Here is a 15,353-nt window from a genome sequence, read left to right as displayed (position 1 = left end):
TGGAAACGGGCCCGCGCCAGCGCGGCGGCCTGATGGCTGCTGACGCGGGGTCAACGCTGGGCGAGTCTTTGCGTTCGCAGCGGCGTGCATACTACGTGCGCCGCTGGCCTTGCCCGTATAATTCGCCATGATTTTTCCCGCGCCGCAGCATACGGGTGCGCATCCCTCCTTCCTGCCTTCACCCGCATTTACGACTGGCTGTCGCCAGCCGGGCTTAAGGCCGTGCGCTTTGCTCACGGCTGCGTCACCGCCTATGCAAGCGCGCAGCGCGCAAGGCCTCAAAATCTCAGGATGACTCGCTTATGAAAGTGCCGAAACGGCTCCTCCCCTTGCTCGAAGAAGGCTTGATTGACGAAGTCATCGGCCAGTTGATGAGCGGCAAGGAAGCGACGGTTTACATCGTGCGCAGCGGCGATGCCACCCGTTGCGCAAAGGTCTACAAGGACGCGAAGCAACGGAGTTTCCGTCAAGCCACGTCTTATACCGAAGGCCGCAAGGTCAAGAACAGCCGCCAGGCGCGAGCGCTGCAAAAAGGCACGCGCTATGGCCGCCAGATGCAGGAAGAGCTGTGGCAAAACGCCGAGGTCGATGCGCTGTTCCGCCTTGCCAATGCGGGTGTGCGGGTGCCGCAGCCTTATATCTGCAGCGAGGGCGTGTTGTTGATGGAGCTGGTGCTCGATGCGGCGGGAGACGTTGCACCGCGCCTGAACGATGTCGCGTTAAGCGAGGCGCAGGCACTGGCCTTTCACGCGATGCTGCTTAACCAGGTCGTGCGCATGCTGTGCGCCGGGATCGTTCACGGCGACCTGTCTGAATACAACATCTTGCTGGCCGCGGACGGGCCCGTGATTATCGACCTGCCTCAGGCGGTCGATGCTGCAGGCAACAACGAAGCCGCCACGATGCTACGGCGCGATGTCGATAACCTGGCGAATTACTTTGGACAGTTCGCGCCTCAACTGCTCGCCACGCGTTATGGCGACGAGATCTGGGCCCGTTTTGAAGCCGGCCTGCTGCAAGTCGACGCGCACTTAAGCGGCGAGGTAGAAGCGGATACACGGCCGGTCGATCTGGCCGGCGTGCTGCAAGAACTCGAAGACACGCGCCTCGAAGAAAACGAACGGCTGCGCCGCTTGCAGGAATAACACCAGGCATGACAGCAGACGTGGCAACGGGTTCTGCTGGTTCTGCTGCATACCAAACAGCGCGCTTTTCATCGCCGTTCGTCCGCGGTTCCGCGGTAAATCGGCTAGTCGAACCGCAGCGCACCCGCTTGCGCCAGCGCCTCACGCGAGGCAACCAGCGCCGCCCGTGCCACCCGCGCATCCGCCGCAACCTGGAGTAACGGCCGCAATTGCGCAGGATTGCGCATCAACTCGCGTAGCACCGGTATCACGGCGGTATGGCCGTCGGCACGCAGCCCCACCATCGCGGCCTTCGGCAAAGTACGCGAGGCCGGATCGACAATCGCGCGGCACACCGCAAAGGGCACGCCATGAGCATGGGCGATCTTGGCCGCGACATACGACTCCATATCGACAGCTAACGCACCGGTGACACGATGCAAATCGGCCTTGTCCCGCGCGCTCAACAACGGTGCAGCAGAAGCCAGCAACGGGCCGTAATGGAGCTGCGGCGCAAGCGGCGAGGCCTTCAGCGCCGCGATCAGACGCGCCGACCAGACCGGATCGGTCGGGCAACGTCCAGCGGGGCCCTCGATCGCATCGGCCACGATCAGCGCGCCAGGGGCGAGATCCGGCGCGAGGCCGCCCGCCGTGCCGAAACTGATAATGCCGCTGCAACCATGCGCCACGGCGGCCACCAAGGCCTGCTCAAGCCGGTCGGCGCACATGGAAAACACCACCTCGACGCCAGGGCCACGCACGATACGCGCTTCAAAGGCCATTCCCGTCACCGCAATCACAGGCCGCGCGTGAGCCCTGGGCGAAGTCACAAGTGTCATCGTTACATCCCAACCGTGACGCGCGTGACCCCATCACGTGTCATCTGGCGATACCGTGCCAGGGCCCATAGCGGGAAAAACTTGCAATAACCGTGATAACGCAGATAAAACACGCGCGGAAAACCAACCGCAGTAAACCGGGTTTCGTCCCACAAGCCATGCGAACACTGTTGCTGCGTCAGGTAGTCGATGCCGCGCGCAAGCGCCGGATGCGCCACGGCCCCGGCGGCCATCAGCCCCAGCAGGGCCCATGCGGTCTGCGAAGCGGTGCTCGGCGCCGCTTCGTAGGCACGGTAGTCGAGCTTGTAGCTCGCGCCATCCTCACCCCAGCCGCCATCGGCGTTCTGGATCGAGAGCAGCCATTTCACGGCGCGCTGCATGCGCGCATCATCGTGCGGCAGCCCTGCGGCGTTCAGCGCGCACAGCGCCGTCCACGTGCCATAGATGTAGTTCATGCCCCAGCGGCCATACCAGCTGCCGTCCGCTTCCTGAGCCTTGAGCAGATAATCGAACGCGCGCCGGGCAGGCTCACTCGTCGCGGGCAGTTCGCCCAGTTGCGCGAGCATCGACAGACAGCGGCCCGACACATCCGCCGTCGGCGGATCGAGCAGCGCGCCGTGATCGGAAAAGGGAATGTTGTTCAGATAAAGCTGCGTATTTTCCGGCTCAAAAGCGCCCCAGCCACCATCGCTGCTTTGCATCCCGACGACCCACTCGCGGGCCCGGGCAAGCGCTTCGCGGCCGGCCGGGCCGCCCAGCGCATTCGCTCCAGCCTCAGCTCCGGTATCAGCGGCAAGCGCCGCCGCGCGCTGCATCGCCATCGCAACCACGGCGGTGTCATCGACATCGGGATAGTGTGGGTTCGCGTACTGAAACGCCCAGCCGCCTGGGCGCACATTGGGCCGCCGCGAAATCCAGTCGCCCCGCACGTCAAGCACCTGGAGCGGCCGCAGCCATTGCAGGCCACGCTGCGCCGCCTGGATAGCGCGTGGCTCACCGGTTTCAAGCAACGCGTGCGCGGCCAGCGAGGTATCCCACACCGGCGAAAGACAGGGCTGGCAATAGGCTTCGTCGTCTTTAATCACCAGCAGCCGTTCGATGGCACGGCGTGCGAGCGCCCGGTTCGGATGATCGGCGGGATAGCCCAGCACGTCGTACATCATCACGGCATTGGCCATCGCCGGATAAATCGCCCCGAGGCCTTCTTCACCATTTAGCCGCTCATCGACGAATGCCACGGCAGCCTTGATCGCACGGTTGCGCGTGTAGGCCGGAAACAGGCCATCGACCAGGCGCAGCGCACCATCCACACCGCGAAAAAAGCGGAACCAGCCCCGATGCTGATGCGCCGCGCGCGGCGGCAAACCGGTGTTGACCGGAGCGCCGCAAAACAGCTCGTCGATGCGCACGCCACGCGGATTGCGCGCGACCGGACGCTTGGCGTGCAGTACCAGAAGCGGCACGATCACCGTGCGCGCCCAGTACGACACCTTCGACAAATGAAACGGAAACCATTTGGGCAGCAGCATGATTTCAACGGGCATCATGGGCACGGCGTACCACGACACCACGCCATACAGCGCCAGCAAGATCCGCGTGAAAACGTTCGCCGCCTCGGCGCCGCCGCGCGCCAGAATGGCTTCGCGGGCGCGGCGCATAGGCTCGGCGTCAGGGTGATCGCCGATCATCTTGAGGGCGAAATACGCTTTCACGCTTGCGCTGATATCCATCTCGCCTTCGGCAAAAAGCGGCCAGCCACCGTTGGGCAACTGGATGCGGCGCAGATAACGGGCGATTTTCTGTTCCAGTTCGAGGTCCGGTGTCTCGCCCAGATGGTGCACCAGCAGCACGTATTCGGCAGGAATGGTGGCATCGGCTTCAAGCTCGAAAACCCAGTGGCCATCGGGACGTTGCGCCTCGAGCAAGGCCCCGGTGGCGCGACTGATGGCACGCTCCAGGCGTGTCCTGGGCGTATCTGGCGTATCCAGGATATTCGCCGGCGCGTCCCCCTCCAGTGCTGCGGCCAGCAGGCTCGGGCATGCCTTCGCCTCATCGTGTGACAGTTCGAGCGTGGGCAGCAGCGGCTCGTGCCGCGGCACCAAAGAGAGATCATTCATCGGGAATCCATCGGTTTGTTCAACAGTAAATCCGCGGCTTTCTGGCCCGAGCGGATCGCCCCTTCGATCGTGGCGGGTAAGCCCGTGGCCGTCCAGTCGCCCGCCAGCGTCAGGTTGTTCCAGCGGGTCTGGGCCGCCGGGCGGCGCATCTCTTCTTGCGGCACAGCGGCGAAGGTGGCGCGCTTTTCGCTCACGATCTGCCAGTTCGGCAGCGGCTCGACCGGCAGCCCCGCGACCTGGGCCACCTCGGCCCAAACCTGGCGTGCCAGATCTTCGCGCGGCGTGTCGAGCAAACGGTCCGCGCCGCTGATCGTGACGGAAAGACGGCCATCGAAAGCGAACAGCCATTCGGCCGTGGCGTTGATCAGGCCTGTCATCAGCGCCAGCCCAGGCGGTGGCTCAACCGCGAAATGCAGGTTCACGATCGACGAAAAACGCTGTGGCGTTTGCACACCCGGCACCAGCGTTTGCGCCACGTTGGGCGGCACAGCCAGCACCACGGCATGGTTGGGTTCGAGGACGATGCGCTCGTTGGCAAAATTCAACGCATCGACGCGGTGCGTGCCGCTCGCGGCGAATTCGATGTGCTTGAGCCGCGCGCCGAGCCGGATCGAGGCGCCGCCATGCTGCAGCAAACGCAAGGCCGGATCAATAAATGCGCTGCCCAGGCCGTTGCGCGCCACCAGCGGACGGCATGCTTCGCCGCCTGCGACGAGGGTCTCGCGCACCACTTCGGCCGCCAGTTGCGCCGTGCCCTCGCGCGGCTCGATATTCAGCACGGCGAGAAACAGCGGGTGCCACAGCCGATCCCACAACACCCCGTTGCAGCGCATGGTTTGCGCCATGGTGCGGCCCGGGCGGGCCAGCAGGAGCGGCGCGAGCGAAAGATAATCGAGTGCCTGGGTACCGGGCACGCGCATTTGCGCATCGAAGACCCATCCGGGCACGCGGCCTGGCGACAGGCGCAGCATCCAGCGTGCCTGCGTGGCCAGATCCATAAAAGCGAATTCGGGCTGGGACGGGCCCACCAGCTGATCCGCCGCACCAATCGCGCGAACGTAATTGAGCGTGGCGTAGTTGCCCGAGAGCACCAGATGGTTACCGTTGTCGATAGTCGCACCGAGGGTGCGGTCGTAGTAGGAGCGGCAGCGGCCTCCCGCATAGGCAGCCGCTTCGTGCAGAACGACCTGCACGCCCCGGCGCTGCAACTGAACAGCCGCCGCGAGCCCGGCCAGGCCCGCACCAATCACATGAACAAGTTTTGCCATCAGATCAAAAGAACGCGTAACGGGCAACGATCCACATGAGCCGGACATGCGGCTTGCGGATTTTTGCGCGGGGAAAAGTGAAGCCGCGTTGAACCGTGCGTTCAAGCAAACAGCGATAAACCCCTGACATGATGCGGGGCGCCCGTACCTGGTAGCGCGGCGCGGCATCCATCAGGCGGGCCGCGTGCGCGAAGTGTTGCCGCGCGCGCTCGACCAGCACCGCGCACACCCCCGGCAAGGCAGGATGGGCAGCCATCGCAGCGGGAGACCCGAGTGCAATCCCTTCGCGCTCAAGCAACTCGCGCGGCAAATAACAACGTTGAATCGCCGCGTCTTCGTCGATGTCACGCAAGATGTTGGTCAATTGCAACGCGCGGCCCAGATGATGCGAAAGCGCGTGCCCAGCCGCGTCAGACATCCCGAAGATTCTCACCGATAGACGGCCCGCGGCACTGGCGACGCGATCGCAATACAGATCGAGTGTGGCTTCGTCAGGGGCGCAGAGATCGGCGGCGGCGTCCATCGCCATGCCGTCGATCATGGCGTGAAAATCATCGCGTTGCAGGCGAAAGGTCTGGATGTGCTGCGCCAGCGCCCGCAAAGCCGCGGGCGGCGCACCGGCATAACAGGCGTCGATGCCAGCGCGCCAGCGTTCAAGCTGGGCGTGGCGCTCGGCACGAGGCAAGGCGCTATCCGCAATGTCATCGACCGCGCGGCAAAACGCATACACCTGGTACATCGCATCGCGCTGCCGCGCGGGCAAAATGCGCATCGCCAGATAAAACGAACTGCCGGACGTGGCGGCAGTTGCCTGGATGTGAATCTCGTCCACGACAGGGTTGGAAACGACCAAGACAATCTCCGCTGGGAGGTCTGCAGGAAGCGGTCATGAGGTCATGCCAAACAGGCTGGGCAGGACGGACCGCAGGGCAGGCTGCGCGCGCGGACACGCGCGAAGAAAAAAAAGACACCGGCAAAAAGGCCGGTGGAAACGGGCGAAAGTATAACAATCTTTGTTAAATACCGTGGCCGGAAAGCCCGTGGTGGCGGCATGGTGACGTGTTTTGTCCCCCCGGCGCATGGCGCGCCATCGCATGCTAGCCGCGCCCAGGACAACGCATCTCGTATGATGGGCGTCTGGCCGCTCTCCTGCGATACCCTCGCCGCCTTCATGACGACACCTCAACGGCCCATCCCGCCCGCCTCATCTGCCACGGCCCATTGCGTCCCGCCCCGGCTCAATGAAAGGCCGTTTCCAGCGGCAGCAGAACACAATTTCGCGGTGCGGCGCATCACGCTGATCGCCTTGCTAATCGGGGCTATCGTGCTGCCTTGCCTCTACGTTGCCACGATGGCGTACAACGACTGGCGCACGCGCGAAGCCGATGCCACCAACGCGATTTTGCGCACGGTCCGGCTCGCGGAAGAGCACGCGCTCAAAGTGTTCGACATGAATGATTCGCTCGATGCGCGCATCGTCGATCTCATCCAGGGGCTGGATGACACGGACATCCACGCCCGCGAGGCCTGGTTGCACGAACGGTTGCGCGCTATTGGTGGCGGCTATCCGCAGGTCGCGGCACTGTCGATTTTCAGCCGCGATGGCACGCTGCTGGCGAGCAGCCGCCATTACCCGGTGCCGCCGCGCTCGATTGCCGGACGCGAGGACTTTACCGGCATCCGGGAAGGCCGGGTGATCGAACATATTTCAAAAGTCATGATGGGGCCCGTTGCGGGTGAAATGGTATTCAACACGGGCGTTGCCCGGCAGACGGCAGATGGCGGCTTTGCCGGGGTGGTCTCCGTGGCGCTCAGGCCGGATTACTTCAACGCCTTCTACCGTGAGCTGCTCGGCGATCATGGCAGTCCGATGACTATCGGGCTCACGCGCACCGATGGCGCAATTCTGGCGCACTACCCGCCTTACCCTGCCTCCACTCATGCCTCCAATCCTCCCGCCATCGCCGCTACCGGTTCGCCATTTGCCCACGCCTTGGCGCAAGGCCAGCGCGCAGGCATCGTGCGCATGCGCTCGACAAGCAACGGTGACCCTTTAATTCTCGCGTTTCGCCGGGTGGGCACCTATCCGGTGTACGTCTCGAGCAGCTATCGCACCGCGGCTATCTGGGCTGGCTGGTATCGCCATCTGAGCGTGTTGCTGCTGTCGATGTTCACGCCGTCGATTGTGCTGTGGTGCGTGATCTGGCTTTCGCTCAAACGCCTCGCCGCGGAAAAACAAGCCTGGGAAAGTTGGCAAGCCGAAGCCTCCATGCGCCGCTCGATCGAATCCGCTTACCGTCAGTCGCGCAAGATGGAAGCGCTCGGCAACCTGGTAGGCAGCGTTGCGCATGATTTCAACAACCTCCTGATGATTGTCTCAGCCAACGTGCAGATCATCAGGCGGCGCGCCGTGCCCGATCTGGAGCGAGAACTGTCAGCCGTCGAACGGGCACTGAAAAACGGCCAGTCGCTGACGCGCCAGTTGCTGGGCGTTGCCCGCAAACAGCCACTGCGCAACGAAACGCTCAACGTCGCACGCTGGCTGCCGGCGTACCGTGAGCTGCTCCAGGCCTCGCTCGGGGCAAAAATCTCGCTCGTCGTCAACATCAGCGCCAATGTCTGGCCGGTACATGTCGACGTTGCCGAACTCGAACTGGCGCTGATCAATATCGCGGTCAACGCACGCGATGCCATGCCAAACGGTGGCCGCTTTACCGTGCGTGCCAGCAACCTCAGTTTTCGTCACGAAGACAGCTTTCCGCTGACGGGGGATTTCGTTCAGATCGCGCTGGACGACACGGGCATTGGCATGCCAGCAGATGTTCTGGCGCGTGCCTTTGAGCCGCTCTTCACGACCAAGCCCAAGGGCATGGGAACCGGGCTTGGCCTGCCGCAAGTCTTCGCTTTTTGCGAGCGTTCGGGCGGCCTGGCGGCTATCGACAGCGCGACAGGCGCAGGCACCTCGGTGCGTCTCTATCTGCCACGGGCCACGCTACCCGAGGTCGCGCAACCTGTGGCCCCCGTGGCCGAAAAACGCCCGGCGCCAACCGGATTGCGCATCCTGCTGGTGGAAGACAACGAAGAGGTGGCCGCAGGCACCGAGGCACTGCTCCAGATGATGGGACATCACGTCAGTTGCGTGGCCAATGCCGATATCGCGCTGCAACGCTTTGCCGAATGCCAGGCTCACGACATTGCCTTGCCTTGCGATCTGGTGATCTCCGATATTCACATGCCAGGCACGATGACCGGCATTGATCTCGCGGAGGCCGTTCAGGGGTTCGAGATTCCTCTGCCGGTCATTCTCGTCACCGGTTATGCAAAAGAAATTGAACGCGCCCGCCAGGCTGGGGTGCGTGTGCTGTCAAAACCATTCGATATCACGTTGCTTGAGCAGATGCTGCAGACCATCCAGCATGACCTGCCGGTCTCTGCAGACAGCCGTTAGCGGCCGCTCCAACAGATGAGCCAGGTGGGCTAGGTAGTAAGCCATGCGCACCCGCGCGCGATGCCAACCCAGCCTCTGGCGCGGCACGAATTACACGATTTTGTAAAAGCGCCTGGCTGCGCCGCCCATCCGTTGCCCGTGCAACCCGCTGGCACGCAGGCATTCGGCTGGCACGGCGATTGCTTTTTTCAGCGGGGAAAACACTGGTAGCGATGACCTTCGGAGATTGTGATGCGACACACCGTGATTGGCCTGTTCGACTCCCTCGCGCAGGCCCAAACCGCACAAACAGCACTGATCCAGACGGGCTTCGTTGCCGGTGACATCGTTTTGCAGACCAGCGCAGGGCTGGCCGCCGAAGCCCCCACGAACCGCCCCGGCATGCTCGCTGATATCGAACGCTTTCTTGCCAGCCTGTTTGCCGCAGCACCACGCCAGTCCGAGGCGCAACACTATATGGACGCGGTGCGGCGCGGCGCAGTGCTGCTCTACATCGACACGGCCAATGAAGCGCAAACGGATTTGGCACGCAGCACACTCGCCAACCTGGGCGCGACGGATATCGGCGAACGGACGCCCGATTGGGACGAGCCCTATGCCGCATCGAGCCTGGCACGAGAGCATTCGATACTGGATGAACTGGGCATTGGCGCCTCGGCGGTGAGCACGCCTGTGTCAGGCGAACCACATGGCTCGACAGCAGGCGCAAGCGTGACGGCACTAGCGGCGGGAGCCGCCGCTGGACTCGGCGCGGTGTTTCAGCGGGAATCCGGGGCAACCCCCACTCATCAGGTCGCATCGGCGCCCCCTCTAACGCCAGCGGCTGTCCCGGCCGATTCGTCATCGGGCAGGACGCAGGCGGCGGCGTTACAGAATGCGCAGATTCCTGACGAATTTCTGGAATACGAAGAAGATTTTCGCGGTCACTACGATACGCAATATGCGGCCGACAGTACGCGTTATGAGGACTATGTTTCGGCGTACCGGTATGGCGCTACGATCGCCCAGAACCCTCGTTACCAATCTCAGGGGTGGGATGAGCTGGAGCCCCGTGTCCGGCAGGAATGGGAAGACACCCTTGCCCATGGTGGTGCATGGGAGCATGTAAAAACCGCCGTGCGCCATGGCTGGGAGCGCGCGACGGCCCGGAAAACAAACCACTAGTTCAGGTTTTTAGCCGTGCTGCTTTTTAACCCATGCCACATAACGGTCGATAAAAGCCTGCAAAAATTTACGCAGATCGTCATTGACAATTTTTCCCGCGTCGTCAATTTGACCCGGATTATGTTTGATGAACATTTCCGGCTGGGCCAGTAGCGGCACATCGAGCGCCGCCAGTACGTTACGCAGGTGTTGCTGTGAGAGCGCCGTGCCCGTGGCTCCGGACGATGTCCCTGCGATGGCGCCGGGCTTGCCGCCCCAAACGCTTTGGCCCCACGGGCGTGAGCCCCAGTCCAGCGCATTTTTCAGCACGCCTGGAATAGAACGGTTGTACTCCGGCGTCACAAAAAGCAGCCCATCGGCGCTCTCGATCTTTTTCTTGAACTGCACGGCTACTTCGGGATAAGCATCGTCGTAATCCTGGCTATAAAGCGGCAGGGTACTGATATCGACAAAATCGAATGAAAAATCCGCAGGCGCCAATGAAACAAGTGCCTGAGCGAGCTGTCTGTTGATCGAATCACGGCGGATAGAGCCCACGATCACGGCAATCTTGTAAGCCATAATTTCGGTTCCTTGATAAAAGCGCGGTGCGTAAAACAATGAAGTAAAACGAGGCACCGCAGGCGTGGCAAACAGTCGAATCTGGCCCGATAACAAACACGGATTCATCGACTCATTCATTCCGTGCGTTGCTATTCAAACATAAATCGCTCCTGGCGACTGAAATTATGATGGTTAGCACCGTACCGTAAAAACCCTAACTCACAGAAAATACGTCTGCCATTAATGCATTGAATGGACCTCATTAACCTTCCGCGAGGTTTCACAAAATGATTTTGTTCCATGCTGGAAAATCACATGATGACGCCATCGCTGTACGAAGGCATTGAGGCTGACACGACATCTCATCGTGACGAACACCCTGAGCGAAGGATGAAAATCTGATGCAGCGGAAATGGAATCAAAGCGTTACAACTCTTTTCTGAACGTAAGCACTCGCTAGCGGGTCTCAAGGCTAGGTCATACAGAATGACACAACAGACGAACGATTAAACAGGGAGGCATATGGCATATTCATCGGGTTCAATCAAACCTTCACGTGAGAAAAAAGAGGAATTTGATCTTGCTGATAAAACACGCGCTAAACAGCGTCAACAGGACGATGCCCAAATTAATCCCCGGGCAGAAAAGTGGCGTTATCAACCGCCTTCGGCGAACGTAAAAACCACGCGTTAGCTTTTGGAACATTAAGCTGAAATAGTGATAAAAAACGCCACAGCCAAATAGCACGCCCAACGACTGGATTAGCATCCGGTTTTCGGGGGTAGTGTTTGGCTGTGGTGTTTTTTATTTCAGGGAAATGGATTATTTACCGCGAGTATTGCTGATGCCCCCACTTCGGCAGAAAAATTAAATACGTTTAAATTATTTAATCGAAAAGTATTTTAATATTTTCTGGCGGCCGCCCTATCACAGCACGTCCGTTACGCACAACGATCGGACGCTGTAATAACAGCGGGTAGGTTTCCATTGCCTGATAGAGCTGCGCCTCCGATATCTTGGGATCATCCAGATGCAAGTCAGTGTATTGCGTTTCTGTCGTTCGCAACATGCCACGTGCGGAACAACCTAATAGGCAAGCGAGTTGGCGAAGCTGCTCAACCGTCAATGGCGATACCAGATAATTAACCACCTCAACGGGTTCGCCGCTCACATTGAATCTATCGCTGATCAGGTCATAAGCCTGCCTGGATTTAGAACACTGGGGGTTATGATAGATCGTAATCGTCATAAAGATACCGTTTACAAAAGAGAACCGATCAGGCTGTTCTGGTTGAACAATTGAATGAAAGCGGGCAACACCTACCGCACGACACATTCTCATATCGCGCCATTGTAATAGCGAGGCAAGACCGGGCCACAACGACATGTACTCGCCGCCCGGCGAAGTCTCACGCGACTCTCTGGATCAAAACCCAGTATTGCCACAAACAGGCAGCCCAAGCCTACCTGCTAGTCATGCCACGTCTTTATGCGCATAAACTGCCTTGTCCAGATGGCTATCGAGCAGCTTACTTAAGAAAAATATTTTTGAAATATGACTTCGTCACGTAGAATTCCACAATGTTGAAATCAAGGGGAATAAAGCGTGGCAGCAGAAATTATTGCGGTAACGCAACAAAAAGGCGGCGTCGGCAAAAGTACGATTGCCATGCACCTCGGCGCAGCTTTCTACGAAAAGGGGAAACGCGTTCTGGTTGTCGATGCCGACGGTCAGAACACCCTCGTACAGTGGGCTAGCGCCTCATCTGACGGCGATAACGGAATCCCATTCCCCGTTATCAATCTCTCCGAAGCCGGTGGTCAAATTCACCGTGAAATCAAAAAATTTGTCGCAGATTACGACATCATTATTGTCGACTGCCCCCCGTCAATTACTGAAAAAATTTCTGGCGTCGTTCTGCTTGCCGCATCAGTCGCCGTTATTCCTACTTCCTCATCACCGGCAGATTACTGGTCGAGTGTTGGGCTTGTGAAACTGATCCAGCAAGCACAAGTCATGAATGAGGATCTTCGAGCCGTCTTCCTGCTGAATAAAACGGAAGAAAAGCGCATGCTCACCCGCGAACTCAAACGTGCGCTGGAAGAATTAGGCTTCCCTCTGCTAAAGACACAAATCCCAACACGTGAAGCCTATAAACAAGCCATGGCGCTCGGCCAAACCGTCCTGCAAATGAACGACCGCGGCGCAAAGCTTGCGAGCCTGGAAATCCGAGCGTGTGCTGACGAAATCGCTGCACTGCTTCCTGACTTTATGCGCATAAAGGACCCTGAATGAAGCCCTCCCAATTTGCCAAAGGTTTTCAGGCACGCCCTGATACGACAAGCAGCGAAAAACGCACCGCCCTCGACCGGCTCAACGCGATTGACAATATCGTCCAAACAAACAGCACTGACTCGATCGAACATGTCGCTTCTGTCGCTTTATCCCAGTCCGGTGGCAAAGCAGGGCAATCCGACGATGTCAACGAATCTCCGGAGTATCAGGCGTGGAGAATCGAGCATCGCTATCAACCCGGTCAAGTCATCGACCTGGCGCTCAAGGCTATTAAGCCCAGCCCGTTTAATCCACGACACTTTTATTTGAAATCGTCGATTGCCGATCTGGCCGTGAATCTATCGAAGCAAGGGCAGCAGCAAGCCATTCACGTCATTCCCGATTACGAAAACCCAGGAACCTATTTCGTCAGTGACGGCGGGCGGCGAGTACGTGCACTCAAAGAAGCCAACAAAGACTGGGTCAAAGCGATCGTAATTGATCTGCCCATCGGGATTCAAAGCTACAAACTCGGCTACGATTTGAACGTCCAGCGCGACTCACAAACCGTTTTTGATAACGCAGTCGTGTGGAAACGGTTTTTAGACGATAAATATTTTCAGAGTCAAAAAGAACTCGCTGAACATCTGAATCTTGATGAATCAACCATCGCGGTTGCCTTGTCCATCGCCAAGTTGCCCGAGGCTGTGATGCATGAAATGGTTTCGAGGCCGGATCGCTTTGGCTCAAATATGGCGTATCAGGTTGGTCGATATCATTCCGTGCGCGGGGCAGAAGCTACGCTGCGGTTAATCAGCAAGATCTTGTCGGATGATCTGAGCACGCGTCAGGTAGCCGATATCGTTAAAGGCCGGACGAGCCCCCAGGGCAGCACCAAACCATCGAGCCGCCAGCGCTATGCCCAGCGGCTGGAAATCAAGCTGGAAGGGGTATCGGTAGGAGATCTGAAGTCATACGGTGATGACCGCATCGAACTGAAACTCAAAGGACTGTCACGGGAAAAACGTGATGAAATCTTGCAGCAGATCGAGCAGATCCTGTTGCCAAAATAATCGCCACGTCTACTAGCCACGATTGCCAAAAACTCGTGAAGAAAAGGCATAGCAGCTACGGACAACATAGGCGGCATGTATAGGGCCAATGGTTAATGACGAATAGTTAATAACCAGCGGCCCATAACCCGATGACAAACGTTATGCGGTCAGGTCGGCCGTGACTGGTTCAAGGTGAAGGCAAGCAGATCACCATCCGTTGGGCTACCCCATGTCTTCCTGGCAAGCCAGTCGAAAAATGCCGTTTCGGTCAGCTTCGACTCCAACCCCCTCCGCCGCCAGTCATCGCGCAGATGTGTACCCAGATCGGGCAATTCATCGTCCTCAAACGAACGTCGTGCCAGCTCACGTTCGCTTTCACCCTGTTCATCGTAAAGCACCCGCGCTTCCTTGCGCCTGAATGCCGCGTACTCGCCGAGCAACCGGGCTTTCAGATCATCCGCGGGCACCGCGATAGCGGCCGGTTTGCCGCTGCCTGCCACGGCTTCCACCTCGACCGATGGCGCATAGCCTTTTTTCAGCGCGTCCTTGAATAACGCGGGTGCGCTGCGAACCGCCGGCAAGGTCGTGCTGCGCATACGCTGTTCCGTCATTTGCAGGGCAGCGCGAATCCGGTTTTCTTCACTGTCCGCGTAAAGCGTTTGCGCTTCTTTCAAGGGGATCCCAATCTTCACCATACGATCAACCAGCGTGCTATCGAATACGTTGGGATGATCGTCGAGCGCGAGCATGGGTTGTTTGCGCTCAGTCACACGAAACTGGATTTCAGCTACGCGGCGCCCCTCGCGGTGCTCAATCAACTCAACAAAAATATTGGTCACCGCGTTGACTTCGGCAATCGCTGGCCGCAGATAATCGCGTTTAAAGTATTTATATTCGCGTTTGACCTCGTCACCCGCCTCGGTATCAGGCGTACCGGACAGAATAGGGCGCCACCATTCCCACGCTTCACGCATCGTCAGATGACTGGGATTAGTCAGATAGCGCACACAGATTTCATACAGGGCCAAACCCGCGCTGCTGCGCAGCTGGCTTTGAAACTGCAGGCTGAGCCGTGCATATTGAACTGGGTCGAGCAGCTTTTTCTTGATTTTTGGCGCAAATGAAAATTCAACCCAGACCCGGCGTGTAGCCGGATCCTCCAGAATTTCCGCATCGGCAATCAACGTCGAAATACCCCATTTGCGGCCCGGTTTCTGGCTTGAAGTTCCAGTACTCCATTCGACCTGAACCGACACCATGCGACGCAAATGCTCCTTCACCAGCGCCGTATCGTTTGAATCAAACGCGGAATTGGCCACGATATCGGACAACAATGCCCGGTAGGTATCGCCAGAATCGTCTGCCTGTTGGGCGACGGCGAGCAGAACGTTGAACAGCTTACGGGTAAGCAGCGTAATTTTGCCGCTTTTTGGCTGAATGGCGATTGCCTCAACGGCCTTACGTAGTTCAGCGGAACTGGGGCTCACCACATCAGTTTTCTTCGCGCGCTTCGTGGCCAT

The 15,353-nt window shown here is 59.1% G+C and carries 12 protein-coding genes and 2 pseudogenes; 7 read left to right on the top strand and 7 right to left on the bottom strand.

Going from position 1 to position 15,353, the window contains the following annotated elements; all coding sequences use genetic code 11:
* The first annotated feature begins 302 nt into the window (after positions 1 to 302).
* Complete coding sequence (locus GH657_RS14590; RefSeq protein WP_153101783.1) at positions 303 to 1,145, top strand: PA4780 family RIO1-like protein kinase; 843 nt, start codon at positions 303 to 305, stop codon at positions 1,143 to 1,145.
* 104 nt (positions 1,146 to 1,249) lie between these two features.
* Here GH657_RS14590 and GH657_RS14585 read toward each other — a convergent pair whose 3' ends face one another.
* The 4 genes from GH657_RS14585 to hpnD are packed head-to-tail and all read right to left on the bottom strand — an operon-like array spanning position 1,250 to position 6,201.
* The gene (locus GH657_RS14585; RefSeq protein WP_153101782.1) at positions 1,250 to 1,963 is read right to left on the bottom strand and encodes a phosphorylase; all 714 of its coding nucleotides are present in this window, start codon (positions 1,961 to 1,963) and stop codon (positions 1,250 to 1,252) included.
* 2 nt (positions 1,964 to 1,965) lie between these two features.
* Positions 1,966 to 4,080 carry a squalene--hopene cyclase gene (gene shc, locus GH657_RS14580; RefSeq protein ID WP_153101781.1) on the bottom strand — a complete coding sequence of 705 codons (2,115 nt, stop codon included), beginning with the start codon at positions 4,078 to 4,080 and terminating at the stop codon, positions 1,966 to 1,968.
* On the bottom strand, positions 4,077 to 5,348 hold the full coding sequence (hpnE, locus tag GH657_RS14575) for a hydroxysqualene dehydroxylase HpnE (protein ID WP_153101780.1): 1,272 nt from the start codon (positions 5,346 to 5,348) through the stop codon (positions 4,077 to 4,079). Before hpnE ends, shc begins: the two co-directional genes overlap by 4 nt.
* A gap of 4 nt (positions 5,349 to 5,352) precedes the next feature.
* Positions 5,353 to 6,201, bottom strand: coding sequence for a presqualene diphosphate synthase HpnD (gene hpnD / locus GH657_RS14570; RefSeq protein ID WP_153101779.1), 849 nt, complete (start codon positions 6,199 to 6,201; stop codon positions 5,353 to 5,355).
* 276 nt (positions 6,202 to 6,477) lie between these two features.
* Between hpnD and GH657_RS14565 the strand changes: the two genes are divergently transcribed.
* Together GH657_RS14565 and GH657_RS14560 are read left to right on the top strand one after the other, a co-directional pair.
* Positions 6,478 to 8,796 carry a hybrid sensor histidine kinase/response regulator gene (locus tag GH657_RS14565; RefSeq protein ID WP_425495768.1) on the top strand — a complete coding sequence of 773 codons (2,319 nt, stop codon included), beginning with the start codon at positions 6,478 to 6,480 and terminating at the stop codon, positions 8,794 to 8,796.
* 231 nt (positions 8,797 to 9,027) lie between these two features.
* Complete coding sequence (locus GH657_RS14560; protein ID WP_153101778.1) at positions 9,028 to 9,960, top strand: hypothetical protein; 933 nt, start codon at positions 9,028 to 9,030, stop codon at positions 9,958 to 9,960.
* Positions 9,961 to 9,969: 9 nt separating this feature from the next.
* Here the strand turns inward: GH657_RS14560 and GH657_RS14555 are convergent, their stop codons facing one another.
* Positions 9,970 to 10,521, bottom strand: a complete 552-nt coding sequence (locus GH657_RS14555; RefSeq protein WP_153101777.1) for an NADPH-dependent FMN reductase — start codon at positions 10,519 to 10,521, stop codon at positions 9,970 to 9,972.
* A 504-nt stretch (positions 10,522 to 11,025) separates the two neighbouring features.
* Between GH657_RS14555 and GH657_RS18050 the strand changes: the two genes are divergently transcribed.
* Positions 11,026 to 11,196, top strand: a complete 171-nt coding sequence (locus GH657_RS18050; protein ID WP_174769983.1) for a hypothetical protein — start codon at positions 11,026 to 11,028, stop codon at positions 11,194 to 11,196.
* A 193-nt stretch (positions 11,197 to 11,389) separates the two neighbouring features.
* Here GH657_RS18050 and arsC read toward each other — a convergent pair whose 3' ends face one another.
* Positions 11,390 to 11,890, bottom strand: a complete 501-nt coding sequence (arsC, locus tag GH657_RS14550; RefSeq protein WP_343031286.1) for an arsenate reductase (glutaredoxin) — start codon at positions 11,888 to 11,890, stop codon at positions 11,390 to 11,392.
* A gap of 219 nt (positions 11,891 to 12,109) precedes the next feature.
* Here arsC and parA point away from each other — a divergent pair, with 219 nt between their 5' ends.
* The 3 genes and pseudogenes from parA to GH657_RS14540 all read left to right on the top strand — a co-directional run.
* The gene (parA, locus tag GH657_RS14545; RefSeq protein ID WP_153101776.1) at positions 12,110 to 12,799 is read left to right on the top strand and encodes a ParA family partition ATPase; all 690 of its coding nucleotides are present in this window, start codon (positions 12,110 to 12,112) and stop codon (positions 12,797 to 12,799) included.
* Positions 12,796 to 12,901, top strand: a pseudogene (locus GH657_RS18570) (ParB/RepB/Spo0J family partition protein); the annotation flags it as partial. The gene parA and the pseudogene GH657_RS18570, both read left to right, overlap by 4 nt.
* An 89-nt stretch (positions 12,902 to 12,990) precedes the next feature.
* Positions 12,991 to 13,851 (top strand): annotated as a pseudogene (locus tag GH657_RS14540) (ParB/RepB/Spo0J family partition protein); the annotation flags it as partial.
* 149 nt (positions 13,852 to 14,000) lie between these two features.
* Here the strand turns inward: GH657_RS14540 and GH657_RS14535 are convergent.
* The coding region (locus tag GH657_RS14535; protein WP_153101774.1) for a replication initiation protein at positions 14,001 to 15,353 on the bottom strand (1,353 nt) is incomplete at its 5' end.

It is taken from the genome of Paraburkholderia hayleyella, from assembly GCF_009455685.1.
GTDB classification, from domain to species: Bacteria; Pseudomonadota; Gammaproteobacteria; order Burkholderiales; family Burkholderiaceae; genus Paraburkholderia; species Paraburkholderia hayleyella.
The sequence above is the reverse complement of the archived record's forward strand: the minus strand, read 5'-3'. Positions and strand labels throughout refer to the sequence as shown.

Bases quoted from the DNA above. Each gene is read 5' to 3' on its own strand.
- GH657_RS14565 (WP_425495768.1), top strand. From the start codon at position 6,478: ATGGGCGTCTGGCCGCTCTCCTGCGATACCCTCGCCGCCTTCATGACG.
- GH657_RS14585 (WP_153101782.1), bottom strand. From the start codon at position 1,963: ATGACACTTGTGACTTCGCCCAGGGCTCACGCGCGGCCTGTGATTGCG.
- hpnE (WP_153101780.1), bottom strand. From the start codon at position 5,348: ATGGCAAAACTTGTTCATGTGATTGGTGCGGGCCTGGCCGGGCTCGCG.
- arsC (WP_343031286.1), bottom strand. From the start codon at position 11,890: ATGTCGTTGTGGCCCGGTCTTGCCTCGCTATTACAATGGCGCGATATG.
- GH657_RS14560 (WP_153101778.1), top strand. From the start codon at position 9,028: ATGCGACACACCGTGATTGGCCTGTTCGACTCCCTCGCGCAGGCCCAA.
- GH657_RS14590 (WP_153101783.1), top strand. From the start codon at position 303: ATGAAAGTGCCGAAACGGCTCCTCCCCTTGCTCGAAGAAGGCTTGATT.
- shc (WP_153101781.1), bottom strand. From the start codon at position 4,080: ATGAATGATCTCTCTTTGGTGCCGCGGCACGAGCCGCTGCTGCCCACG.
- GH657_RS14555 (WP_153101777.1), bottom strand. From the start codon at position 10,521: ATGGCTTACAAGATTGCCGTGATCGTGGGCTCTATCCGCCGTGATTCG.
- GH657_RS18050 (WP_174769983.1), top strand. From the start codon at position 11,026: ATGGCATATTCATCGGGTTCAATCAAACCTTCACGTGAGAAAAAAGAG.